General features: G+C 65.4%; 19 protein-coding genes. 4 read left to right on the top strand and 15 right to left on the bottom strand.

Going from position 1 to position 23,640, the window contains the following annotated elements; translation table 11 throughout:
- Window positions 1-5 precede the first annotated feature (5 nt).
- The 3 genes from ATB98_RS20920 to ATB98_RS20910 form a co-directional block, all read right to left on the bottom strand.
- Window positions 6-539 carry a phage tail protein gene (locus tag ATB98_RS20920; RefSeq protein ID WP_066876995.1) on the bottom strand — a complete coding sequence of 178 codons (534 nt, stop codon included), beginning with the start codon at window positions 537-539 and terminating at the stop codon, window positions 6-8.
- Window positions 540-589: 50 nt separating this feature from the next.
- Window positions 590-1,120 carry a phage tail protein gene (locus tag ATB98_RS20915; protein ID WP_066876993.1) on the bottom strand — a complete coding sequence of 177 codons (531 nt, stop codon included), beginning with the start codon at window positions 1,118-1,120 and terminating at the stop codon, window positions 590-592.
- A gap of 112 nt (window positions 1,121-1,232) precedes the next feature.
- Window positions 1,233-1,763 (bottom strand): phage tail protein, encoded by a 531-nt coding sequence (locus tag ATB98_RS20910; RefSeq protein ID WP_066876991.1) that lies wholly within the window; start codon window positions 1,761-1,763, stop codon window positions 1,233-1,235.
- A 245-nt stretch (window positions 1,764-2,008) separates the two neighbouring features.
- Between ATB98_RS20910 and ATB98_RS20905 the strand changes: the two genes are divergently transcribed.
- A complete protein-coding gene (locus ATB98_RS20905; RefSeq protein ID WP_066876989.1) occupies window positions 2,009-6,226 on the top strand; it encodes a putative Ig domain-containing protein in 4,218 nt (1,405 codons plus the stop codon).
- A gap of 144 nt (window positions 6,227-6,370) precedes the next feature.
- Here the strand turns inward: ATB98_RS20905 and ATB98_RS20900 are convergent, their stop codons facing one another.
- The 6 genes from ATB98_RS20900 to ATB98_RS20875 form a co-directional block, all read right to left on the bottom strand.
- Window positions 6,371-7,417 carry an ABC transporter ATP-binding protein gene (locus ATB98_RS20900; RefSeq protein WP_066876987.1) on the bottom strand — a complete coding sequence of 349 codons (1,047 nt, stop codon included), beginning with the start codon at window positions 7,415-7,417 and terminating at the stop codon, window positions 6,371-6,373.
- 23 nt (window positions 7,418-7,440) lie between these two features.
- Entirely contained in the window at window positions 7,441-9,162 is a 1,722-nt protein-coding gene (locus tag ATB98_RS20895; RefSeq protein WP_066876985.1) for a beta-fructofuranosidase, read from the bottom strand.
- Between the two features lie 3 nt (window positions 9,163-9,165).
- A complete protein-coding gene (locus tag ATB98_RS20890) occupies window positions 9,166-10,059 on the bottom strand; it encodes a carbohydrate ABC transporter permease (RefSeq protein WP_066876983.1) in 894 nt (297 codons plus the stop codon).
- A complete protein-coding gene (locus ATB98_RS20885) occupies window positions 10,052-11,008 on the bottom strand; it encodes a carbohydrate ABC transporter permease (RefSeq protein WP_066876981.1) in 957 nt (318 codons plus the stop codon). The genes ATB98_RS20890 and ATB98_RS20885 overlap by 8 nt, the downstream gene beginning before the upstream one ends.
- 100 nt (window positions 11,009-11,108) lie before the next feature.
- Window positions 11,109-12,392 carry an ABC transporter substrate-binding protein gene (locus ATB98_RS20880; RefSeq protein WP_066876979.1) on the bottom strand — a complete coding sequence of 428 codons (1,284 nt, stop codon included), beginning with the start codon at window positions 12,390-12,392 and terminating at the stop codon, window positions 11,109-11,111.
- 44 nt (window positions 12,393-12,436) lie between these two features.
- Window positions 12,437-13,441, bottom strand: coding sequence for a LacI family DNA-binding transcriptional regulator (locus ATB98_RS20875; RefSeq protein ID WP_066876977.1), 1,005 nt, complete (start codon window positions 13,439-13,441; stop codon window positions 12,437-12,439).
- Window positions 13,442-13,795: 354 nt separating this feature from the next.
- On the opposite strand from ATB98_RS20875, the gene ATB98_RS20870 reads away from it, so the two are divergent.
- Window positions 13,796-15,169 (top strand): NfeD family protein, encoded by a 1,374-nt coding sequence (locus ATB98_RS20870; RefSeq protein ID WP_066876975.1) that lies wholly within the window; start codon window positions 13,796-13,798, stop codon window positions 15,167-15,169.
- A gap of 14 nt (window positions 15,170-15,183) precedes the next feature.
- Window positions 15,184-15,954, top strand: coding sequence for a slipin family protein (locus ATB98_RS20865; RefSeq protein WP_066877424.1), 771 nt, complete (start codon window positions 15,184-15,186; stop codon window positions 15,952-15,954).
- Window positions 15,955-15,990: 36 nt separating this feature from the next.
- On the opposite strand, the gene ATB98_RS20860 is transcribed toward ATB98_RS20865, so the two are convergent.
- The 3 genes from ATB98_RS20860 to ATB98_RS20850 form a co-directional block, all read right to left on the bottom strand.
- On the bottom strand, window positions 15,991-16,380 hold the full coding sequence (locus ATB98_RS20860) for a hypothetical protein (protein ID WP_066876973.1): 390 nt from the start codon (window positions 16,378-16,380) through the stop codon (window positions 15,991-15,993).
- Window positions 16,381-16,523: 143 nt separating this feature from the next.
- Window positions 16,524-17,360 (bottom strand): universal stress protein, encoded by an 837-nt coding sequence (locus tag ATB98_RS20855; RefSeq protein ID WP_066876971.1) that lies wholly within the window; start codon window positions 17,358-17,360, stop codon window positions 16,524-16,526.
- A 153-nt stretch (window positions 17,361-17,513) separates the two neighbouring features.
- Complete coding sequence (locus ATB98_RS20850; RefSeq protein ID WP_066877422.1) at window positions 17,514-18,497, bottom strand: zinc-dependent alcohol dehydrogenase family protein; 984 nt, start codon at window positions 18,495-18,497, stop codon at window positions 17,514-17,516.
- A gap of 156 nt (window positions 18,498-18,653) precedes the next feature.
- Here ATB98_RS20850 and ATB98_RS20845 point away from each other — a divergent pair, with 156 nt between their 5' ends.
- Entirely contained in the window at window positions 18,654-19,127 is a 474-nt protein-coding gene (locus ATB98_RS20845) for an NUDIX domain-containing protein (protein ID WP_066876966.1), read from the top strand.
- 48 nt (window positions 19,128-19,175) lie between these two features.
- Here the strand turns inward: ATB98_RS20845 and ATB98_RS20840 are convergent, their stop codons facing one another.
- The 3 genes from ATB98_RS20840 to ATB98_RS20830 form a co-directional block, all read right to left on the bottom strand.
- A complete protein-coding gene (locus tag ATB98_RS20840) occupies window positions 19,176-19,703 on the bottom strand; it encodes an Hsp20/alpha crystallin family protein (protein WP_066876964.1) in 528 nt (175 codons plus the stop codon).
- A gap of 173 nt (window positions 19,704-19,876) precedes the next feature.
- Entirely contained in the window at window positions 19,877-21,010 is a 1,134-nt protein-coding gene (locus ATB98_RS20835) for a siroheme synthase family protein (RefSeq protein ID WP_084435642.1), read from the bottom strand.
- Window positions 20,982-23,639: a nitrate reductase gene (locus tag ATB98_RS20830; RefSeq protein WP_066876962.1), complete on the bottom strand. Its 2,658-nt coding sequence runs from the start codon at window positions 23,637-23,639 to the stop codon at window positions 20,982-20,984. The genes ATB98_RS20835 and ATB98_RS20830 overlap by 29 nt, the downstream gene beginning before the upstream one ends.
- Window position 23,640: the final 1 nt, after the last annotated feature.

Raw genomic sequence — 23,640 nt, 5'->3', positions numbered from 1 at the left:
CGTCATCAGCCGAACGAAGGGTACTCGCCCGCAAGCGCGATGCTGAAGTTGACGGCGAGGTAGGGCTGGTGGTTCTCATGGGCCTGGTTGCCGCCCGCCGGTCCGATCATGCCGGGCGCGAATTGCGCGTCCGGTTCCGCGCCGCTCGCAAATGGTGAGCTCGATGTCGGCGAAGCGAGCGAATTGCCCGCGCTCGGTGAACTGGCCCGCTTGGTTGGGTCATTCTGATTATAGACAGTAAAGGCATGCGTGTGGGAGGGCATCTGCTCGAGGGTCAGCGTGACGGCGGCCTCGCCGAAGGCGTCACCGGCGACGCGCGGGGTCAGCCCGGTGCCGCTACCCTGGTTGCAGGGGGCGCGTGCGGCGAAGTTCGGCAATCGGAAATTCGTGACGCCGTCGCCGCCGTATTCCGTCCCCAGTAAGCTGAACAGTGCCGTGTTCTGCCGAAGCAGCAACAGCGCGCCATTGCAGAAGGCCCAGCCGCGCGGCGCGAAATTGAAGCCGAAAAGCTGGATTTCGCCGATGAAGGGTGTGGTCATTGTCGTGTCCTCGCAAGGAGCAGGGCAGGGTGCGGCGGACCATCGTCCGGTCAACTGCGGATTGGGAAAATTCCGGCCCACGCGATACAGAATTGCGCGGCAAGCGTCGGCATCGTGTTGTCATGCGGCATGGTGTAGCCGGCTGCGCCCGTGGAGGCGGGCGAGGTGACGAACGGAGACGATCCGCTGGTGTCGGTGACGTAGAGCGTGTCGCCCGTAAGCGCGCCAAACTCGACCGAGGTCGAGATCGAGGATGCGGCTGCAGGCGACGTCGTCGCATTTATTGCGTGCCCATGCGAAGGAATCTGGTTTGAGAGCAGCGTGATGTTTTCCGTGCCGCCGGTCTCGCCGATAGTACGCGTGGTCAGGCCCTTCCCGGTCCCGTAGTGCAAGGGCACGCGTCCGGCAAGATTGGGGACGGCGAAGGTTGTCAAGCCGTCGCCGCCGTAAGTGGTTCCGAGCAGCGCATACAGCTGCTCGTAGACCGCGATCGACTGCTTGGACCCATCGCAAGGCAGCCAGCCATCTGGAACCCTTGGGAAGCCGAAGAGACGGATTTCTCCGATGAAGGGTGCACTCATCACCGCTTCTCCCTGTTACCTACAGCGCACAGGTCGCTGTAGCGCTTTGAATTACCGTTCGTTTTGCCCGCATTTGTGCCGCGTCAGGTGATTCCACCTGACTGCAAAAGCTCTAGCCTTGCGACGGAAAGATGCCGGCGATCGCTACGCAGAAGTTGATGACGCCATATGGCTGCATGTTGCCATGGGGCTGCCCACCGCCCGTCGGAGCCACCGTATCGCCGGAAAGTGCCACTTGCGGTCCGCTTGCCGGGCCGTAAATATCGGCGGAATTCGTGGCGAAGAGATCGTCCGTCGGATTGCGTCCGGTGCCGGCGGCGGATGTGCCGTTTGCCTGATGCGCATGGATCGGCAATTGATCGAGCGTGAGCGTCACGCTCTCGAACCCGCCGGTTTCGCCCAGGATAAAGGGCGTCGGGTTCCAGCCCGGATCGACGGAGGTGCCGAAGCCGACCGGGGTGCGCCCCTGCAGGTCCGGCAACGCGAAATTGGTTGTCCCATCGCCGCCATAGGCGGTCCCGAACAGCGAGTAGAGGGCGCTGTTCTGGTTGATGGGGAGGACGCCGCCGTTGGCCAGAGCAAAGCCGCGCGGTGCAAACACGAATCCTGCCATCATGATCTGCCCCAGAAAAACTTCGGCCATGGTCTTGCCTCCGAACCGTCACGTATTCCAGGTTGTCCGATGGCGGGCATCTTCTCCTAATGGATGCGGCCTTTCAAGCCGTGCTCCCCGGCCTTGGGTAAAAATCTCTTAATCGGCGTATCACTTCCGGATTCACCCAGGGGTGTTATTGCGCAAATCGATGCACGTCTCTATAGGTGACAAATACATGCTTCGGTTGTGAATACTTATTTAAGAGCACGCTAAGATAGTTGGCGGGGGAAACGATGCATCACACCGGTCTGACGCACCGGGCCACCGGACGCCGAATGATCGTCGCCGTCTGGACGGCAATTCTGACCTTGGGATTGTTTGTCCTTCTGTCACAGGGACCGGCCGCGGCAGCGCCGTCGCCCAATTGCGGTCCCTTCAATGTCAGCGTTGCCCATGGCGGTTCCATCACCATCGATGCCAGCATGTGCGACGGGCCGGACGATTTCGGCATCGGTACGCTCAAGACCGCGCCTGCCCACGGCACGGTGTCGATCGATACGATCGTAACGCAGTCGGTGACCTACACGCATTTCGGCGGCAGCGACACGGCGACGAGCGACAGCTTCGTCTTCGACGATGGCCTCGGAAACGACGTTCAGGTCAACGTCACGATCGGCGCGGCCGCGACGATCACCATCAGCCCGTCGACGCTCCCGGCGGCGACGGTGGCCAGTCCCTACAGCGAGACGATTTCTGCCAGCGGCGGTACGGCGCCCTATACGTTCGCGGTTACCGCCGGAGCGCTTCCCTCCGGGCTGAGCCTGTCCTCGGCCGGCACTTTATCCGGCACGCCGACGGCGGGTGGAACCTTCAACTTCACCGTGACCGCGACGGATGCCGGGTCGGTATCCGGAGCACGGGCCTACACGCTTTCGGTCGCTGCGCCAGCGATGACATTGCCTTCGACGACGCTTGCGGACGGAACCGTAGGGACCGCCTATTCGGGATCGCTCAATGCTGCCACCGGCGGGACCGCGCCCTATACCTATGCGCTGACGAGCGGAGCGCTGCCGAGCGGATTGGCGCTCGGCGCCACCGACGGACAAATCACCGGCACGCCGACCGCGTCGGGAACGTTCAACTTCACCGTCACGGCGACGGACAGCAGCACCGGCACGGGACCGTACACGGCGTCCAACTCCTATGCGATTACCATCGCCGAGGCGATCCCCGTTGCAAACCCGGTCTCGGCGACCGTCGCCTATGGCAGCGGCGCCAACCCGATCACCCTCAACATCACCGGAGGCACGGCGGCATCCGTGTCCGTCGCCACCGCACCCCTGCACGGCACGGCGATCGCCTCCGGGACCACCATCACCTATCAGCCTGATGCGGGCTACGCCGGAGCGGACAGCTTTACCTATACGGCCACCAACGGCACCGGAACCTCGGCGCCGGCGACGGTCAGCATCACGGTTTCCGACCCGACTCTTTCAATCGCCGCCGGCGGTTCGTTGACGGCCCAGATCGGCACCGCTTACAGCCAGACATTCAGCGCTTCCGGCGGGGCGGCCCCCTACAGCATCGGCGTCACCGGCCTGCCGGCCGGCCTGGCGGTGACGGGCACCTCCACCACGAGCGTCACGGTCTCCGGCACGCCGAGCGAGAGCGGCAGCTTCGGCCTGACGGTGACCGCCACCGACAGCAGCACGGGAACCGGTCCGTTCAGCGCGGCGCAGCCGTTTACCCTCACAGTTTCCGCCCCGACGATCGCCATCTCGCCATCCTCGGGCACGCTGAACCTGACCTATGCGGCGGCGTTCAACCAGTCATTCAGCGCGAGCGGCGGTACCGCGCCCTACAGCTTCTCGCTGACGGGCACCCTGCCCACGGGCCTGTCCTTCGACGCCGCTACGGCGACACTCAGCGGAACGCCGGTTCAGGCAGGTACCTTTGCCATTTCGGTGACGGCGGAAGACAGCTCTTCCGGAACCGGGGCGCCCTTCTCCGGAACCACGAACTACGTGCTGCAGGTAGGAGCGCCGACGATCGCCATCGATCCGGCAACGCTGCCGAACGCGACTGCCGGCACCGCTTACAGCGCGGCTTTGTCGGCATCCGGCGGCGTTGGACCCTATGGTTTCGCGCTGACGGCAGGCACATTGCCGGCCGGGCTGACCCTCTCTTCGGCGGGCGTGCTCTCAGGCGCACCGACCGAGTCGGGGACATTCGGCCTTACCGTGACGGCGACCGACGCGAATGGGCAAACCGGGGCGAGAGCCTACAGCCTGACGGTCGGCACCGGCGGGCTCAGCATTTCGCCGACGACGCTGCCCGCGGCCACTGCAGGTGTCGCCTACAGCCAGGCGCTGACGGCGAGCGGCGGGGTCGCCCCCTATAGCTTCAGCGTCACCGGCGGCGCCCTGCCGGCGGGCGTGAGCCTTAGCGCCTCGGGCCTGCTTTCCGGAACGCCTGCTTCGGCAGGGTCCTTCAACTTCGACGTAACCGTTACAGACGCGACCGGCGGCACGCCGTCGACGGCAACGGTATCCTATACGCTCGCGGTCTCCAGCCCGACCATTACCGTCACACCCGCGACGCTCGCGAACGGCGTCGTCGGACAATCCTATAGCCAGTCGCTTGCGGCGAGCGGCGGCACCGCGCCCTATTCCTTCAGTGTCGGCGCCGGAACCTTGCCCGCGGGACTGTCTCTGGCCGCCGGCGGGGAGATATCCGGAACGCCGACCGCGGCGGGTACCTACGGCTTCACCGTCGTTGCGACAGATGCGCAGAATTTCACGGGCTCGGTCACCTACAGCGTGACCGTCGCCGATGCGGTCCCGGTTGCCAATCCGGACTCGGCGACGGCCGTCGCAGGTCAATCGGTGACGATCGATGTAACCGCCAATGACGTGGGGGCGATCTCGTCCATCGAGATCGTCCAGGACCCGGCGAATGGCAGCGCCGCCCTGAGCGGCAATGCGATCGCCTATACCCCGGAGGCGTCGTTCGACGGGACGGATACGCTCACCTACCGGGCGCTTGGGCCCGCGGGCAGTTCGTCGGCCGCGACCGTCACGATCGAGGTCAATCCGCGTCCGATCCCGGTATCGCGGCGGATCGATGTCGTGATGGGCGGTACGGTCACCATCGATCTTGCGGCGGGTGCGAGCGGAGGGCCGTTCACCGGCGCCTCGTTGATTTCCCTGTCACCGCCGGATGCCGGGAGCGCGTCGCTATCCGGTCAGCAGTTGACCTTCACAGCCGAGCGGGATTTCGAGGGCACGGCAACGGCGACATTCACGCTCAGCAATGCCTTCGCGACGTCCGAGCCGACGGCAATCTATCTCGATGTGTCCGCTAGGCCCGATCCGAGGCTCGATCCGGAAGTGATGGGCCTATTGAACGCGCAAACGGAGGCGACGCGACGCTTTGCAACGACGCAGATCGAAAATTTCCATCAGCGGCTGGAAGCCCTGCATGAAGCCGGCGGGCGGGCGGAAGAGCCTGCGGACGGCGTCAGCTTCATCCCGGAGATTGCCCTTTCCTTCGCGGATGCCTGCCGTGGGCGGGAACTGGCGTTCAGGGACGGAGAATGCGGCGCAGGACAGTTGACGCCGGGAAGCGCCCCATTCCAGACGGCGCTTGCCGGTGAGACCGCCGGTCAATCTGCCCAGCCGAAAGCGACGAAGGTGACGATCTGGACCGGCGGTTCGATCAATGTCGGCGACCGCGACGGCGCGGATGGCTTCGAGTTCGAGACGACCGGTTTGAGCGGCGGCGTCGATTACCGGCTCTCCCGCGATCTGGCGATCGGCGTCGGCCTCGGCTATGGCCACGACGACAGCGACGTCGGCAGCAACGGGAGCCGCAGCAAGGGCGACAGCTACACCGCGGCGATCTACGGCAGCTACCTGCCTGCGGAGAACTTCTTCATCGATGGCTTGCTTGGCTATCAGTGGCTTTCGTTCGACTCCAAGCGATACGTGACATCGACCGGGGACTTCGCATTTGGAGAGCGGGATGGCGAGCAATGGTTCGTCTCGGTTTCGGCCGGCGGGCTTTTCGACTTCTACGATCTGCACCTTTCGCCCTACGCCCGCCTCGACATCGCACGCGCCACGCTCGACGCCTTTACCGAAAGGGGAGATCCTTCGACGGCCCTCCATTATGGCGAACAGGACATCACCACCACGACGGGCAGCCTGGGCGTGACGATACGTTACGACCAGCCGACCAGCTTCGGCATCGTCTCGCCGGAACTGCGTCTCGAATACCAGCATGACTTCGAGGGAGACAGCGCGGTCACGATGAACTACGCCGATATCTTCAGCGGTCCCACCTACCGCGGCTTCATCGATGGTCTCGACCGCGACCGCTTCATCATCGGCGTGGGCGCCAATATTCGGACCGACCAGGACTTCGCGATCCGCGTCGAATATCGCGGCATGCTCGGCAGCGAAGGCGACACCGACCATGGTGTGCTTCTGAACGTGTCGAAGCAGTACTGAAACGCAGCGGCAGGCCGGCCTTGCCGCAGAGACAGCGGCAGGTCAGGCGGCCTGCCAGCCTCCCCGGGGCTGTGAGCCAACGCTCCGAACGAAAATGTCAAAGGAGTGCGCTCCTCCGCGGCCGGCCCCCGAAGCCACTGCCTCTCAATTGACGCGCATGCCCTGCTCCGAAAAGAGATGCACTTTCGCAAGGTCCGGGGTGACCGCGATCGGCTGGCCTGGCTCCAGCTCGACCCGGTCGCGGAGCACGAGGTTGGCGTCGGTCGATCCGAGCTTGACGAGCACATGCGTTTCCGAGCCGGTCGGCTCCACCACGACGACGGTCGCGGGAACGCCGCGCTCCGCAATGGTCAGGTGTTCGGGGCGAATGCCGTAGACCTTCGGTGCTTCGCCGCGGTAGCCCGGAGGCAGTGGCAGCGCGACGCCGCTGGCGGTGACGAAGCGCCCGTCGGCGATGGCGCCCTCGAAGAGGTTCATCGCCGGCGAGCCGATGAAGGTCGCGACGAAGGTGTTGGCCGGCCGGTCGTATAGCTCGAGCGGCCTGCCGATCTGCTCGACCCTGCCGCCGCGCATGACGACGATCCGGTCCGCCATGGTCATTGCCTCGATCTGGTCGTGCGTGACGTAGACGGTCGTCGTTTTCAGCCGCTGATGCAGGTCCTTGATCTCGGCCCGCATGGTGACGCGCAGCTTGGCGTCGAGATTGGAGAGCGGTTCGTCGAACAGGAAGACCTGCGGATGGCGCACGATCGCCCGGCCCATGGCGACGCGCTGGCGCTGACCGCCGGAGAGCTGCTTCGGCAGGCGGTCGAGCAGGGGGCCAAGCGCCAGAATATCGGCGGCTTCCCGCACGCGCCTGTCGATCGCCGCCTTGCCCTCGCCCTTCAGCTTGAGCGCGAAACCCATGTTCTCGGCGACGGTCATATGCGGGTAAAGGGCGTAGCTCTGGAAGACCATGGCGATGTCGCGCTCCTTCGGCGCCACGTCGTTGACGACGCGGCCGCCGATCAGGATCTCGCCGCCGCTGATGTCCTCGAGCCCGGCAAGCATGCGCAGAAGTGTCGACTTGCCGCAGCCGGAAGGGCCGACGAGGGTGACGAACTCGCCGTCCTCGATCTCCATCGAGACGCCGTGAATGACCGGTACGGCGCCGTACTCTTTGCGAACCTGTTCAATGGTGACGGATGCCATGGGTTCCTCCCTGTCTCGTCCTGTCAGAGCTTGAGCTGCCAGATGGCGGCGGCGGCGACATTGCCTTCGGGTGCCGCGAGGCGAGCCGAGCGCGCGCCCTCGAAGCCGGGCAGGCGCTTCGTCCCCGTCCAGCGGCCGTTGTCGGCGAAGATCTCGATCGAGCCGGCATCGAGAAAGATGCGTAGCGTCGTGGGGCGCGCGCCGGCGGCGATATAGCGGGGCAACGATTTGCCCTCCGGAATGTCGTAGACGATGCTCAGGCCCTCGTCGTCGAGCCTGACGCCGAGCTCGACTTCCGGATGGTCGAATTCGAGGTCGAAGGCGGCGCCGGGGGCTGCGAGATCGATGACGATCTCGACCGCACCGTTGCCGAGATCGACCGTCTCGCCGGTCAGGAGCCTCATCTCGTCGACAAGCCGCTGGCGCAGGTCCTCGACCGCCTCGACCGGCGGCGTCAGAAGCGCACCGTCCTTGAGGAGAACACGGCGGGGAAGCGTCATGACCGTCGGAAAATCGACCTTCCTGGAGATTTCCGTCCAGTTCGCCAGCCAGGCGATGCCGACCGGCCCGGCATTGTCCACGAAGGCCTGGAAAGCATAGGCGTCGGTGCCGAAATCAAGCTCCTGCTCGAATTCCTTCGTGAAGGTTCGGCCGTCGAAACGGCCGACGGTCGCGAGCGTGATGTTGCGCCGCCCGGTTGCCGGGTCGCGGCTCGTCAGGAGCCCGAAGATCAGTGCCCAGCGGGTCCGCGGATCGTCGGCAGGGCCGTCGAGCGGCACGAGGCAGGGGCATTCGGCCGCCGTCATGCCGAAGCGGTTGTCGCGATGCAGGATGCCGATGAAGCTCCAGCCCCCCGCAGCGTCGGGATCGGCGGTCTCGTAGAGGAGAATGACGCCGCCCGCCCGGTCACGGCTGCCGACGAGCATCTTCCAGCGGCCGTCCGGGCCCTTGATGACATAGGGGTCGCGAAAATCCAGCGTCAGGTCGAGCCCCGCCGGGCGCTCGGGAAGGATGATCTCGGCAGCACCCGCCGCGATCCGGTCGTGGCTGACGGCCGTCAGCTGGATCTGTTCCTCGGGCTCGCGGTCTTTCACCTGTTCGGTGAAGAACACGCGGATGCCGGGCTTTTCTCCGGGAAGCGGGGTCGCGGACCCGGAGAAGGCGCCGCCGCGGCCGTCGGCGCGCACCGAAAGCTCCGGCGAGGGAAAGAGAAAGACCGGCAGGTGCCGCCAGCGGAGGTAGTCGTCGGAAACCGCATGACCCCAATGCATGGTGTTCCAGCGCAGGCTATGCGGATAGTGCTGGTAGAAAAGGTGCACCTCCTCGCCGAACCGGCCGAACCCGTTCGGGTCGTTCATCCAGCCGAAGGGCGCGCGGAAATGGTAGCCCTCCGGAACGGCCGGCGCCGCATTGGCATCGTCGACGTGGAGCACGGTGATGCCCTTCTCCAGGACGTCCTCTTCCGAAAAGACGTAGGCGACCGACACGATCGTGTTCGTCGCGTCAAAGGTGAACGACGTCTCGCCGCCCGTCTCGACCACCAGCGATCGGAACTGAAACTCCTCGTGATTGTGCGCGGTCAGCAGGCCGATTTCCCGTCCGTCCTGGACCGCTCTCAACTCGGCGGTCCTTTCCGCACCGGCGGCCTTCAGCCAGGCGTGCAGTGTGGCGCCGGCGGGCATGACGGCACTCAGCGTCTTGCGGCTGCCGTTCAAAAGCGAAGAGGGATTGGCATGGCTCGTCATTGATCAACCTTTCACGGCACTGCCAACGAAGGAACTGACGAACCAGCGCTGGAAGGCTAGGTAGAGGGCGAGGATCGGGAGCATCATCAGGACGGACGCCGCCATGGCGCGATCCCAGTAGATGCTGTCCTGGCCGAAGAAGGTGGCGATGGCGACCGCGATTGGCCGGGCATAGGCGGTCTGCGTCACCAGGATCGGCCAGAGATACTGGTTCCAGGTCTCGATCCCCATCAGGATCGAGACGGTCGCAAGCGCCGGCAGGCTCAAGGGCAGGAAGATCGAGCGGTAGATGCGGAAGACCGACGCGCCGTCCATCTCCGCCGCTTCGAAAAGCTCCTTCGGAAGCTGGGCGAAGAACTGGTAGAACAGGAAGATGTAGAGCGGGCTCGCGATCCAGGGCACGATCTGCACGGCGAAAGTGTCGGTCATGCCGGCGCGCGACACCATGATGACCAGCGGCATGATGATGCTCTCCTGCGGGATCACGTAGAGCGCGATGACGAGCGACAGGATCAAGGCGCGGCCGCGCAGCGACCCCCAGGCGAGCACGAAGCCCGCCATCGAATTGACGATCAGGCCGGCGCCGACGGTTGCGGCCAGGATGAAGAGCGAATTGAGGAGATAGCGGCCAAAGGCGAGTTCGCCCGAGAGATTGCCGACTTCGGCGAAGTTCGCGAGTGTGGGGTTCGGGACCCAGAAGGCCCGGAAGCTGCCCATGTCGGCGAGGATCTGGAAGCGATCGTCCTTCAGGCTCGCGACGATGAGCATCAGGAGCGGCGATACGATCACAAGGGCGATGACGAGGATGGAGGCCGTCTGGATGAGGCGCAGCGAGCCGATCGCGGAGCGCTTGCGCGTCACCTCCGCCGGCAAGGTGGAAATAGCGAGATCAGACATCGAAACGCCTCAGGAGCTGGCGCTGCAACAGCGCGATGACGAGAACGATCAGGAAGAGAATGACCGAGACGGCCGAGGCAAGTCCGAGCTTCTGTTCCTCGAAGCCGGCGCGCACCATGTAGTGGACCACCGTTTCGGTGCTGCTCTTCGGCCCGCCCTGGGTCAGGATCGCGACCTGGGTATAGAGCTTGAAGGCCTGGATCGTGGTGATGACGAGCACGAAGACATGCGTGGGCCTGAGCCCCGGCATGGTGACGTGCCAGAAGCGCTGGAATGCATTGGCGCCGTCGATCTTGGCGGCGTCATAAAGCTCATCGGGGATGCCCTGCAGGCCGGCGAGATAGACGATCATCTGGAAGCCGTAGGCCTGCCAGGCGGACAACAGCACGATCGAGAACATCGCCCAGTTCGGGTCGCCGAGCCAGTCGATGGGCTGGATGAGGCCGCCGGAAAGGAAGCCGATCACCTGGTTGAGCGGCCCCGTCGGGTATTGGAACAGCGTCCCCCAGATCACGCAGACGACGACCATCGAGGTGATGGCGGGCAGGAAGAACAGACCGCGGAAGAAGTTGCGCAACGGCAGCTTCTGGTGGAGCAGCAGCGCGGTTGCAAAGGCGAGGCCGCATTGCACCGGCAGGATCCAGAAGGTGAAGCGCGAGACGTTCCAGAGCGACGTCCAGAACAGGTCGTCGCGGAAGATGCGCAGGAAGTTGATGAGGCCGATGAAGCGCACCGGCGTCGGGCGCGGCACCAGCGGCTGGTTGGTCATCGCCGTCCAGAAGGACAGGAGGAACGGCACGATGAGGAAGACGGTCAAAAGCGCCACCGCCGGCGCGAGCATTCCGATTTCCTGGAACAGGCGGCCCCTGTCCCTGCGTCCCTTGCCTTTCCGTCGGGCAGGGCGGGCCAGGGCTGCCGTCGCGGTCAGCGCCGGTTGCTGCAAGGTCATTATCTCCTCCACTTGGGCTGGCGTCCTCTGGCGATGGTCGTCCGATGACGCTATCGCTGCGGCCCCGCGGGAAAAGTCGCCGCGGAGCCGCCTTCGCTCATCACTGTTGCTCGTCGAAGGGCGGGTAGCCGTCGTTTTCCTCGATGTCCTCGTCGATCTTCTCGGCCGCGGCCGTCAGCGCCGCCTTGACGTCGCCGCCGTTGAAGATCTCGTCGACGGCTCCCATGAAGGCCGAGGTGATCGTCGGATAGGCCGGATGCGGCGGCCGCGCCACCGCCGTCGTGGAGGCCTGTTCGAAGGCCACTGCCATCGGGCCGCCGGCGGCGTAGAGCGGTGAATCGGCGGCGAAGCTCTTCAAGCCGGGATAGCCCGACGTCTCCTTCGCATGCTCGCGGAGCTGCTTGTCCTTGAGCATGAAGCTCACGAACTTGCCGGCGATGTCGGGATGCTCGGAGGCGGTGGTGATGCCCCAGATCCAGGTGCCGTTCGGGCTCGCGCCCTTCGGCCCGAACTTCGGCAGCGGCATGACGACGATGTCGTCCTTCATGGAGGCGGCGGCTTCCGCATAGAACCAGTGGCCGCCGAGCGCAAGCGCGGCTGGGTGCCCTTCGGCGAAAAACTGGTTGGTGCCGGAGGATTGCGGCACGACCCAGCCGTTCTTAACCCACTTCTGCATCATCGTCAGCGCGTCGACGCAAGCGTCGCTGTCGAGCGTGCCCGTGGATTTCCAGGTCTTGCGGTCGATTAGGTCGCAGCCCGCTGATTGCAGGATCGGGCCATAGGCATAGGTGATCCATTCGGTCTTGATGCCGTAGCCGCGGAAGGTGTCGATCGGCCATTTGACACCTTCGAGCTTCGAGAGCTTCTGGAGGTAGCCCTCGAACTCCTCCCGCGTCCAGGCGTCATCCACTCCCTTCGGGATGCGGGCGCCGATCGCTTCCAGATATTTCCTGTTGCCGTAGAGCACGACTGATGAGTCGGTGAGGCCGACGGCATAGAGCTCTTTGTCGACCGGATAGGTGCCCTGGGCGATGTTGGACGCCGTCATGTCGCCGACGATGTCCTGGTCGATCAAGGGCTTGATCGGCTGCAGGTAGCCCGACCAGACGTAGTTGGCGAGGAAGGGTGCGTCGAGCTCCATCACGTCCGGCAGCTGCTTGGACATGACGGCAGCGCTGAACTTCTCGTTATAGGCGTCGTGCGGTGCGTAGATCAGCTCAATGTCGACATCCGGATTGGCGGCCTCGAAGCGCTTGGCGACTTCGCCATAGGTGGAGACCCAGCCCGGGTCGCCCTGATGCATCACGTGGATGACTGTCTTCGCTTCGGCGATGCCGCCGAGCACGGCGGATGCCATCAGCATCGAAAGTAAACGATTACCCATTATCATCACTCCTCCACAACGGGTTTTCACGCTGTCACTGAATTTCACACGGATGAACGCTCCACCAACTGGAACGGCAGCTTGCGCACCTCTCCCGGCACGGCCTTTTCGGCGAGCAGAATATCGGCCGCCAGCCGGCCCATGGCACGGTGCGGGAGCGCCATGGTCGTCAAGGGCGGATCGAGGCGGGAGGCGATATCGACCTGGTTGTCGAAACTGGCAACGGCGACATCGTCCGGGATTTCGGCGCCGACCCGCCGCAGGGCCGCATAGACCTCCATGGCGACACGATCGTTGCCGCAGAGGATCGCATCTGGGCGAACCGGTCCGCTCATCAACGCGGTGACGTGGGAGGGAACGAGGCTGTGCGCGCGGTCGCTGTAGATCGCGTTGCGTACCGCCGGCAGCACTCGGGCGCCGGTGCCGTCGAGCCCCGCCTCGGTCATCGCCTGGCGAAACCCCGCTTCGCGCAACTCGCCGGCGAGCAGGCCCGGCAGGTTGATGAAGGCGATGTTTCGCCGCCCGGCCTCGATCAGGTAGCTGGTGATCTCGTGGGCGGCGCCGACCTCGTCCGGCACCAGCGACGTGACCCGGTCGTTGGCCTCGCGGCAGTTGATCATCACGCCGACGGCGCCGGCGAATTCTTCGGGCAGCGAGACGACCTTGTGGTACATGGCGGCATAAGCGATTGCCCGCGGGCGAAAACGGCGGACTTCCTCCAGCACGGAGCCGACGTCGCGCCGGCCGCTCATCGTCATGGCGAAGACCGCCATGTCCGAGGCCCGTGCGGCGCCGTCGAGGCCGCGGATGATCTCGGTCGCGAAAGGCGAGGTGATCAACTCGTCGGCGACGACGCCGATCAGCGGCATCCAGCCCTGGCGCATGCTGCGCGCGGCGAGGTTGGTGACATAGCCGAGTTCTTCGGCGATCTCCTTGATGCGCTGCCGCGTCTCGTCCGACATGCGCGCCGAGCCGCCATGCAGCGCGCCGGAAACCGTCTTCACGGAGACGCCCGCGCGCGCGGCTATGTCGGACAGGGAGATGGTCAAGGGAATTTCCTTGGGTTAACGATTACTCACTTTTACCTTGGGACAATTTCAGAGTCAATGGTGGCTCTCGGGACCGCTGCGCGGCCGAACAACTTTGGCTCGGGTTGGCCCCTCGGCGTCATCCCTTCGCCCCGCCTGCGGGGAAAAGGTGCCGGCAGGCGGATGAGGGGGAAGCGCGGGGAACAACGATTCAACTTCCACGGCAGCGCCCGCCATCGATCTCTTACGCTTTTCGCAGTTCTGGCATATGATTAGCGGGCAATTATTTGCGACGAAAGGTAGTGTGGGCGAGGGCGGCGATGCGCCGTCCACCCGCCAGCGGTCGCGAATGGAACCATGAGGTGTTGACGGCGAATGTCGCGGATCCTCATCCTGGTCTTTACGCTCCTGTCGGCGTTCGCGTTTCCTCTGCCGCTTGCGTCCGCGGCCGAGCGCGTGGCGTTGGTGCTGCATGTGAACGGCGCCATCAGCCCGGCGACGGCCGAATATGTGACGCGCGGGCTCAAGCGCGCCAATGAGCGCGGGGTCGCATTGATCGTCCTCGAGATGGACACGCCCGGCGGCCTCGATACCTCCATGCGCGACATCATCCGCGCCATCCTCGATTCCTCCGTTCCGGTCGCGAGCTTCGTGGCGCCGAGCGGCGCCAGAGCGGCAAGTGCCGGCACCTATATTCTCTATGCGAGCCATGTCGCGGCGATGGCGCCGGGCACCAATCTGGGGGCGGCGACACCGATCGCCATCGGCGGCGGGCTTTTCGGCGGCGACGAGGAGAGCGACAAGGACACGCCCGACGAGGCTGCAAAGCCGGAAGCCGGGCAGCGGCCCGCCAATGCCGGCGAGGCCAAGCTGATCAACGATGCGGTCGCCTATATTCGCGGACTGGCCGAGCTCAGGAACCGCAATGCCGACTGGGCGGAGCGGGCTGTGCGGGAGGCGGCGAGCCTCTCGTCATCCGCGGCCGTGCGCGAAAAGGTCATCGATTTCACCGCCGGCACCATCGAAGACCTGCTGAAGCAGGCCCATGGTCGAACCGTTCGGGTCGGCCAGGCCGACATTCGCCTCGACACGGCCGGGCTTGCCGTCGAGGACGTGCCGCCGGACTGGCGCACGCGCCTGCTCTCGGTGATCACCGATCCGAATGTTGCCCTGCTGCTGATGATCGTCGGCATCTACGGGCTCATCTTCGAGTTCCTGACGCCGGGGACGGTGCTGCCCGGAACGATCGGCGGCATCAGCCTCCTGCTCGGGCTCTACGCGCTTGCGGTGCTGCCGGTGAGCTATGCCGGGCTCGGCCTGATCCTCCTTGGCGTGGCGCTGCTCGTGGCCGAAGCGCATGCGCCGTCCTTCGGGGTGCTCGGGGTCGGCGGCGGCGTCGCCATCGTGCTCGGCGCGGCCATCCTGTTCGATACCGACGTACCCGGTCTCGAAGTGTCCTGGCCGATGCTCGGCGGCGTCGCGATCGCCAGTCTCGTCTTCAGCGTGCTGGTCGCCCGGCTCGCTCTCATCTCGCGCCGGCACAAGGTCGTGACCGGCGCGGAGCAAATGCTCGGCATAGCCGGCACGGTCGAGAGCTGGGCCGGGGCTGCCGGCTATGTCATCGCCCATGGAGAGCGCTGGAAGGCCGTGAGCACCGAGCCGCTTTCGACCGGAGAGGACGTGATGGTCGTCGGTCGCGACGGCTTGACGCTCAAAGTCGCGCGCCGGGGCAGTGAAACGGGGTCTTGAACGAGGAGAACATCATGGGCTGGTTTGGAAGCCTCGCTCCGCTTGCCGCGGCACTTCTGGTCCTGCTGGTCATCCTGCCCTATGCGATCAGGATCCTCAGGGAATATGAGCGCGGCGTCATCTTCACGCTCGGCCGCTTCACCGGCGTCAAGGGGCCCGGGCTGATCCTGCTCGTTCCCTATGTGCAGCAGATGGTGCGCGTCGACCTGCGGACCCGCGTGCTCGACGTGCCGAGCCAGGACGTCATCTCGCACGACAACGTTTCCGTCCGCGTCAGCGCGGTGATCTATTTCCGGGTCATCGACGCGGAGAAGTCGACCATCCAGGTCGAGGACTTCATGATGGCGACGAGCCAGCTCGCCCAGACGACGCTGCGCTCCGTGCTTGGCAAGCACGATCTCGACGAGATGCTCGCCGAGCGCGACAGGCTCAACGACGATATCCAGAAAATCCTCGACGTGCAGACCGACGCCTGGGGCATCAAGGTCGCGACCGTCGAGATCAAGCATGTCGACATCAACGAGTCGATGATCCGCGCGATCGCCCGCCAGGCGGAGGCCGAGCGCGAACGCCGTGCCAAGGTCATCAATGCCGAGGGCGAGCAGCAGGCGGCGGCGAAACTGCTCGAGGCGGCCGAGATTCTCGCCAAGCGGCCGCAGGCCATGCAATTGCGCTATTTGAGCACCTTGAACGTCATTGCCGGCGAAAAGAACTCGACGATCATCTTCCCCTTCCCGATGGAGATCGCCGAGATCCTCGCCAGGAAGGGCGGTTCGTCCGAATAGTGTGCGGGGGCTTGCCGGCGGCGGCCGGATCGTCGCTCACATGACCATCTGCGTCGCGACCTCGTTGGTGAGGACTTCCTGTTCCACGCGCGTGCGCTTTACCATCTCGGCGGCCAATTCGTTGCCGATTTCAGCCATGCGGTCCGCCTCGTCCGAATAATCGCGCAACGTGTTACGCCAGAAGCTGCAATAGAGGTCGAAGCCGTCGCGCGCATAGTCGGCTGCGAGCAGCTCCTCCCAGAACTTCAGGTGCTGCTTGCTGCGGCCTTCCACGAAGGTCAGCGTTTCGATCTGGCAGCGCAGCATCGATTGCAGCGTCGCCGCCTGGATACGCGCCATCGACAGGAACATCGTTCGCGCATAGACACCCATCGGCCACCGTGGCAGGCACGGCGCCAAGGGGCTCCCCGCTATCTCCTTGGACATGAAAGCAACTCCTCCTTCCGCAGCTTTACCCCGAGCAAATCGATTCCGGTGTCCCCTTGAAGCGAGGATTGGTGCCGGTGCTACAGGAATTGGGAGGCGCGCGACCGCCCTGCATCCGATCGGGCTACAGCGGTCGGCTGGCCTCAATGCATCATCAGCACGGGCACGACCGCCGCGTCGATCATCGATTTGGTGACGCCGCCGAAAATCCGCTCGCGCATGCGCGAATGGCCGTAGGCGCCCATGACCAGAAGATCGGCCGCCACGTCGAGGGCGTGCTGGTTGAGGACTTCCTCCACACGGCGGCCGGCGCTCGGCAGGCGATCGACCGTGGCATTGATGCCGTGGCGGACGAGATAGGTGGCGATGTCGGCGCCGGGCTCCTCGCCGTTCCGTCCGGGCAGGCCGTCCGGATCGACCAGTGTCACGTGCACCATGTCGGCGCCGGCCATCAGGTCGAGGGCCTCCCGGGCGGCGCGCGCCGCCTCGATGTGGGAGTTCCAGGCAAGCAGCACGGACTTCGGCGCCAGATTGGCGCGCGCGTTCTTCGGCACGAGCAGCACCGGCCGCGCCGAGTTGAAGAGGGCGCCGTTGACGGCATGCGAGCGCAAGTCGGGACTGGCCGAGAGGCCGGCGCCGACCAATGTCAGGTCCGCATAGCGGGCGCGCTCGCCTATCGCATAGTCGGCCGAGGCGAATTCCGTATAGTTGCTGTCGACCTGGAATGAGATGCCGGTGTTCGAGAGCAGGCGCCTGGCCTTTTCCACCCCTTCCCGAAGTTCGGCGATGTCCCTTTCCCGCTCCTCGAACCAGGCAAGCGACATCGTCGCGGCATAGTCGCCGAGCGGCGGCGGAGCGGCGAGCTTGACGACCAGTGCCGACAAGTGAGCGTTGCTCGCCCCGCAGATATCGGCGGCCGCCTGCAGATCGTCCTCGAAACGGTCGATGCCAATCACGCTGAGAATGGTCCTGTATGCCATGGGAAAATTCCTTTTCCGTCGCGTTGTGGCTCAATCCTAAGGGGAATCCCGCGCGATGGTGTTGATCCCGATCAAAGACCGTACCGGCCTACCGGAACGCGCGAAGAGGAGGTTGGTTCCATCCGGCGGACACTCCTTTTTCTCCTCGCGCGCTCACGGTACCAGGACGGCGGCGCCGTTGAGTTTGCCGGTGCGAAGGTCGGCAATCGCGCGGTTCGCGTCCGAAAGCCGGTAGGCCGTCGTATGGGTGCGCACACCCGCTTGCCCGGCTATGGCAAGGAATTCGCGGGCATCTTCACGCGTGAGGTTCGCTACGGAAAGAAGTTCGCGCTCCCCCCACAGGAGCGCATAGGGCATGGCGGGAATGTCGCTCATATGGATACCGCCGCAGACGACGCGCCCGCCCTTGCGCACCGCCTTGAGCGCGCGGGGCACCAGGGCGCCGACCGGCGCGAAGATGATTGCGGCGTCCAGAAGCACCGGCGGCGCCTCGTCCGAGCCGCCGGCCCAGACCGCGCCGAGATCGCGGGCGAAACGCTGTCCGCTCCTGTCTCCCGCGCGAGTGAAGGCGTAGACCTGCCGTCCCTGCCGGGCGCAGACCTGGGTGATGATGTGCGCCGCGGCTCCGAATCCGTAGAGGCCGATCTTGCGCCCGTCGCCGGCCCGCTTCAGCGAGCGCCAGCTGATGAGGCCTGCGCAAAGCAGCGGGGCGAGCGAGACGGGATCGGCGCCGGGATCGAGCTCGAAGGCGTAATCCTCATCGGCAACCACATGCGTGGCAAAGCCGCCGTCCCGGCTATAGCCGGTGAACTGCGGCTCGTCGCAGAGATTTTCCGCATTCGAGCGGCAGTAGAAGCACGTCCCGCATGTATGCCCGAGCCAGGGCACGCCGACGCGCCGACCGATCCGCGCCTCGTCCACGCCGGCGCCGACCGCCTCGACGATGCCGACGATCTCGTGGCCGGGAACGAGCGGCAGCTTCGGGCGGGGCAACTCGCCGTCGATCACGTGCAGGTCGGTGCGACAGACGGCGCAGGCCTCGACCCTCAGCCGTATCTCGCCGGCGTGCGGCTCGGGCAGCAGTCGCTCGACCGGCACCAGCGGGCTTCCGATCTCCTCGAGAACCATCGCTCGCATCATTGTCGATCCGCCTCGCAAAAGCCGCACCCGGTCGTCGACGAACATAATAGAGTGAGACGGCCGAAATATCATGCACGCTGGCGGGCGGGCATTCGGCGCTATTGGGTTTCAATGGTAGTCTCATCGCGACAGCGCGGGATCCGAGGATCGCACATGCCGAAGAAAAGCGCGGGTATCCTGCTCCATCGATATGAGGGCGACAGGCTCCAAGTCCTGCTCGTTCATCCAGGCGGCCCCTTCTGGAGCAACAAGGATACTGGCGCCTGGTCGATCCCCAAGGGCGAGTACGAGCCCGACGAGGAGCCGGAAGCGGCGGCGCGGCGAGAATTCCTGGAGGAAACCGGAATTGCGGCGCCCGGGCCTTTGGAGTCTCTCGGCGAAGAGCGCCTGAAGAGCGGCAAGCTCTTGACGGCCTATGCCTGCGAGAGCGACTTCGACATCTCCGGCCTGCGCAGCAACATGTTCGAGATGGAATGGCCGCCGCACAGCGGCAAGATGCAGTTCTTCCCGGAGGTCGACCGCGCCGGATGGTTCACGCTGGAGGAGGCGCGCGGGAAGATCAATCCATCGCAGCGGCCGTTTCTCGACCGTCTCGAGGCGCGCGGCGGCAGCCGCCGCGCGCGCTGAGTGTCTTGAGCTCGAAGAGCGCCGAGCGGCTCGGCAGCCGAGGCAGCTTCAAGCTGCCTTGAGCGCGATCTTCTTCTCGTTGCTCACCGCTTCAGCGCTCTTCGGCAGGTGCACCGTCAAGACGCCTTTTGCGAAGGTCGCGTCGATCTTGTCGGCGTCGACGCCGGGTGGCAACTGGAAGGTCCGCTGGAAGGCGCCGTAACGGCGTTCCGAGACGAAGCGGTCCTTTTCGCGTTCTTCCCGTTCCTCTTTCTTTTCACCGCTGATCGAAAGTAGGCCGTTTGCGACCTTCACTTCGACCTCGTTGGCATCCATCCCCGGCATCTCGGCGGAGATCTTGTATTCCTTGTCCGACTCGATCACGTCGACGACCGGAGACAGATGCCAGGCCTTTTCGAAGGACGGCACGCCGAACTCGCGCATGTGTGCCGGGAAGGACCGCCAGCCTAGTGGATTGAAGTCTTCGAAGATCTGGTCGATCTCGCGGCGGAGGTTCTCGAAGAGGGAAAACGGAGCCGGCTCGGCCGGAACCGATTTTTCCAGTTTGACAGGTTGCTTGTGAGCAGCTTGAGCCATGGTTGAACTCCCTTGTTAGACAGTTCGTCTTGCGGGGAGCAGGCACTCTCGAGGTAACGGTAGCCCGCTCTCGCAAGGGCAATACTTAGCGAGTTTTTAGATAGGGCATTGATGGCGATCAAAAAAGGTTGCCGGCATCGGGATCGGCACTCTACGGCCATTGTTTATCCGCTCTAATGGCTGGCGGCGCACCGGCTCCATTGTCCAGGCTCGGTCATGCCGATCGGGACGTCGTGCGGCTCGAGCCGTCGAGGCTCCGCGCCGACGCCCGGGACGATCTCGACCGCGATGCCGAAGCCCTCGAGCTTGGTGACCTCCACGTCCGTCGGGTTCCCGAAATGAAGGCGCACGACGCGCTTGCCTTGCCTCGCCAGGGCGATCAGCAGGTCGCGGTTCTGATCCCGGCTGCCGTCCGCAGGCGGGCCGACCAGCATCCGCTTCGCTTCACGTCTGGCGAGTTCCAGCACGTCGTTCGAAATCCATTCGTCGTAGAGGATGACATCGGCGGCCTGGAGGGCGCGAACGGCCTTCAGGGTCAAAAGTTCCGCATCGCCCGGCCCTGCGCCGACGATGGTGACGCGGCCGGTGGCCGGACGGTGCGCCGCGAGACGATCCATCTCCGCCACCAGCCGCGCCTCGACACCCTCCTCCGGTGTGTCCTGGAAAGCCCGGTCGGCGAAACGCTCCCAGAAGGCGCGCCGAGGCGCACCCGGGTTCAGCCGCATATTCACCTGCTCGCGGATCGCCTGGGCGACCGTCGCCCAGCGCTTCAGCGCCGGCGGCAGCAAAGTTTCGATCCGCCGGCGGATCGCCTGCGCGAGGATCGGTGCCGCCCCGTCGGTGGAGATCGCCACGACGACCGGCGAGCGGTTGACGATCGATCCGAACTGGAACGCGCAGAAGGCGGGCTTGTCGATAACATTGACGGGGACGCCCGCTCTGCGAGCCGCCTCGAAGAAAGCCCGGGCATCGGCATCGTCCTCGCAATCGGCGATGGCGATGGCGGCGCCTGCAAAAATGTTCGCGTGCCAGACCTCGTCGTGGTGGACGAAGCGGCCCTCTTCATGGGCGGCGCCACGGGCGAAAAGGTCGAGAAAGGCATCGCCAAGTTCGGCACACGGCGCGTAGAGATGGACCTCCGCGCCTGAGGCCGCCATGAGTTCGGCCTTCCAGGCGGCCGCATCGCTGCCGCCGGCGATGACGACGCGCCGGCCCTTGAGCGTCCAGAACAGCGGCAGCGTCGCCAGCGCGCTCACGCGCTGGGGCTTCGGGGCCTGATCATTCGGCAGCGGCGGCAAGGCAGGCATTGATGATCCCCCTGATCTCGGCGCGGCAGGAGCCGCAATTGGTGCCGGCGCTCAGCCGCTGGCCGACGGCCTCGACGCTGTGGCAGCCGTCGCGAATGGCGGCGGTGATCTGGTTGACGCCGACGCTGAAGCAGGAACAGACGGTCGCGCCCGGGTCGGGCGTGTTGGCGCCCGGACGACCGGCGGTCACGGCAAAGCGCCGGCCGAGGTTCTGATGCGTGGCGCCGAGCTGCGAGACCGCCCAATTGCGCGCGACGGCGACCGGCCGGGGTGAAAGGAAGAGCGCGGCGAGCAGCCGGTCGCCCTCGAAGAAGGCGAGGCGAAGCTCTCCGGAGGTCCGATCCTTATAGCCGATCGGCTCGACATCGGCCGGGAGGGAAAAGGCCCGCCGGCACCAGTCGATCCAGTCGCCATCGGTGTCAGTGAAGGCAAGTTCCATCCGCCACCCGCCCTCGGCCCTGGCGATCGCCCAATAGGCGGCGTCGAGCGCCCGGGGCTTCTGCGCGGCGACCGCGAATCCGTACGCGCTCGCAGCGAAGCGGGCGGCCCGGACCGCCACGTTCTTCGAGGCCGGCTGGCCGGAGACCGGATCGGTGACGGGTGCGACGAGCGCGTCGATGCGCGCCTTCGAGGCGAACTGGTCGTTCCAGTGCATCGGCACGAAGAGATTGCCCGGCGCCTGCCGTTCGGTGACGAGCGCCCGCACGATCGCCGCGCCGAAGGGGCTCTCGATCGTGACGAGATCGGCGTCCGCGACCCCGATCGTCTGCGCGTCGCACGGATGAATCTCGACGAAGGGTTCGGCGAGATGGCCGGAGAGCCGGGCGCTCTTGCCGGTACGGGTCATGGTGTGCCAGTGGTCGCGCACCCGGCCGGTATTGAGGGTGAGCGGGAAGGCGTCGTTGATGGGCCTTACCTTCGGCGCGTCGACGGCGACGAAACGGCCGCGGCCGTCCGGATGGAAGAACCCGCCATCTGCGAAGAACCGCCGTACCTGTGGCGCACTCCCTTTCGGCTGCGGCCATTGAAACGGCAGGAGAGCGTCATAGCCCGGCTGGTCGATCGTCGCATGGGCGCCGATGTCGAAGTCGCGGCGCCCTTCGTTCTCGAAGTCCGACAGCGCGGCGTGCTCGGCGAAGATCGCGGCCGGGGATGCGTGGTCGAAGGCTTCGGCATAGCCCATGCGCCGCGCGACCTGAGCGAGCTGCCACCAGTCGGCGCGCGCCTCTCCGGGCGCATCGAGGAAGGGGCGCTGGCGCGAGATGCGCCGCTCGGAATTCGTCACCGTACCGTTCTTTTCGCCCCAGCCGAGCGAGGGCAGGAGCACGTGAGCATGGCGCGCGGTATCGGTTTCACGCAGCACGTCGGAAACGACGACGAAGGGGCAGAACTTGACCGCCGCTTCGACGGCATCGGCATCGGGCAGCGACACGACCGGGTTGGTTGCCATGATCCAGAGCGCCTTGATCCGCCCGTCGGCCACGGCGCGGAACATGTCGACGGCCTTGAGGCCCGGCTTGCTCGCGACCATCGGGGCGCCCCAGAAGCGGCGAACCTGGTCGCGGTGCGTCGCCTTCTCGATGTCCATGTGGGCAGCAAGCATATTGGCAAGGCCGCCGACCTCGCGCCCGCCCATGGCGTTGGGCTGGCCGGTCAGCGAGAAGGGGCCCATGCCCGGCCGGCCGATGCGCGCCGTCGCGAGATGACAGTTGAGGATGGCGTTGACCTTGTCGGTGCCGGCGGCCGACTGGTTCACGCCCTGGCTGTAGCAGGTCACCACCTTTTCGGTCGTTTCGAACAGGCGGTAGAAATCGCGCAATTCGCTCTGCGTGAGGCCGGATGCCGCGGACAGGCCCGCGAGATCGAGCGCGGAGGCGGCTGCGAAGGCCTCGGCAAAACCGCTGGTGTGGGCCGAGATATAGTTCTGGTCGACCGCGCCGCTCGTCACGAGATGGGCGAAGAGGCCGTTGAAGAGCGCCGTGTCGCCGTCGGGTTTGATCGCCAGATGCATGTCGGCGATATCGGCGGTCATCGTACGGCGGGGGTCGATCACGACGACCTTCATTTCCGGCCGGCTGGCCTTGGCCGCCGAGAGGCGCTGATAGAGGACCGGATGGCACCAGGCGAGATTGGAGCCGGTCAGGACGACGAGATCGGCAAGCTCCAGGTCGTCATAGGTTCCCGGCACAGTGTCGGAACCGAAGGCGCGGCGGTGGCCGGCGACCGAGGAGGACATGCAGAGGCGGGAATTGGTGTCGATATTGGCCGAGCCGATGAAGCCCTTCATCAGCTTGTTGGCGATGTAATAGTCTTCCGTCAGCAATTGCCCGGAGACGTAGAAGGCGACCGCATCCGGTCCGTGTTCGGCGATCGCCTGCGAGAAGCGCTCGGCGACGAGGTCGAGCGCTTCGTCCCAGCCTGCCCGGCGGCCGCCGATTTCCGGATGGAGGAGCCGGCCGTCGAGGTCGAGGGTTTCGGCGAGAGCCGAGCCCTTGGAGCAGAGCCGGCCGAAATTGGCCGGATGCTCGGGATCGCCCTTGATGCTGACGGCACCGTCATCGCCGACACGGGCGATGACGCCGCAGCCGACGCCGCAATAGGGGCAGGTGGTCTTGATCTCGCACGCCATC

Source organism: Sinorhizobium saheli (assembly GCF_001651875.1).
GTDB lineage: Bacteria > Pseudomonadota > Alphaproteobacteria > Rhizobiales > Rhizobiaceae > Sinorhizobium > Sinorhizobium saheli.
This window is presented reverse-complemented; position numbering and strand designations above follow the sequence as displayed.

Excerpts from the sequence above, each read along its gene's own strand:
- ATB98_RS20920 (WP_066876995.1), bottom strand. The coding sequence starts at position 539 with ATGACCACACCCTTCATCGGCGAAATCCAGCTTTTCGGCTTCAATTTC.
- ATB98_RS20915 (WP_066876993.1), bottom strand. The coding sequence starts at position 1,120 with ATGAGTGCACCCTTCATCGGAGAAATCCGTCTCTTCGGCTTCCCAAGG.
- ATB98_RS20910 (WP_066876991.1), bottom strand. The coding sequence starts at position 1,763 with ATGGCCGAAGTTTTTCTGGGGCAGATCATGATGGCAGGATTCGTGTTT.
- ATB98_RS20905 (WP_066876989.1), top strand. The coding sequence starts at position 2,009 with ATGCATCACACCGGTCTGACGCACCGGGCCACCGGACGCCGAATGATC.
- ATB98_RS20900 (WP_066876987.1), bottom strand. The coding sequence starts at position 7,417 with ATGGCATCCGTCACCATTGAACAGGTTCGCAAAGAGTACGGCGCCGTA.
- ATB98_RS20895 (WP_066876985.1), bottom strand. The coding sequence starts at position 9,162 with ATGACGAGCCATGCCAATCCCTCTTCGCTTTTGAACGGCAGCCGCAAG.
- ATB98_RS20890 (WP_066876983.1), bottom strand. The coding sequence starts at position 10,059 with ATGTCTGATCTCGCTATTTCCACCTTGCCGGCGGAGGTGACGCGCAAG.
- ATB98_RS20885 (WP_066876981.1), bottom strand. The coding sequence starts at position 11,008 with ATGACCTTGCAGCAACCGGCGCTGACCGCGACGGCAGCCCTGGCCCGC.
- ATB98_RS20880 (WP_066876979.1), bottom strand. The coding sequence starts at position 12,392 with ATGGGTAATCGTTTACTTTCGATGCTGATGGCATCCGCCGTGCTCGGC.
- ATB98_RS20870 (WP_066876975.1), top strand. The coding sequence starts at position 13,796 with ATGTCGCGGATCCTCATCCTGGTCTTTACGCTCCTGTCGGCGTTCGCG.
- ATB98_RS20865 (WP_066877424.1), top strand. The coding sequence starts at position 15,184 with ATGGGCTGGTTTGGAAGCCTCGCTCCGCTTGCCGCGGCACTTCTGGTC.
- ATB98_RS20860 (WP_066876973.1), bottom strand. The coding sequence starts at position 16,380 with ATGTCCAAGGAGATAGCGGGGAGCCCCTTGGCGCCGTGCCTGCCACGG.
- ATB98_RS20855 (WP_066876971.1), bottom strand. The coding sequence starts at position 17,360 with ATGGCATACAGGACCATTCTCAGCGTGATTGGCATCGACCGTTTCGAG.
- ATB98_RS20850 (WP_066877422.1), bottom strand. The coding sequence starts at position 18,497 with ATGCGAGCGATGGTTCTCGAGGAGATCGGAAGCCCGCTGGTGCCGGTC.
- ATB98_RS20845 (WP_066876966.1), top strand. The coding sequence starts at position 18,654 with ATGCCGAAGAAAAGCGCGGGTATCCTGCTCCATCGATATGAGGGCGAC.
- ATB98_RS20840 (WP_066876964.1), bottom strand. The coding sequence starts at position 19,703 with ATGGCTCAAGCTGCTCACAAGCAACCTGTCAAACTGGAAAAATCGGTT.
- ATB98_RS20835 (WP_084435642.1), bottom strand. The coding sequence starts at position 21,010 with ATGCCTGCCTTGCCGCCGCTGCCGAATGATCAGGCCCCGAAGCCCCAG.
- ATB98_RS20830 (WP_066876962.1), bottom strand. The coding sequence starts at position 23,639 with ATGGCGTGCGAGATCAAGACCACCTGCCCCTATTGCGGCGTCGGCTGC.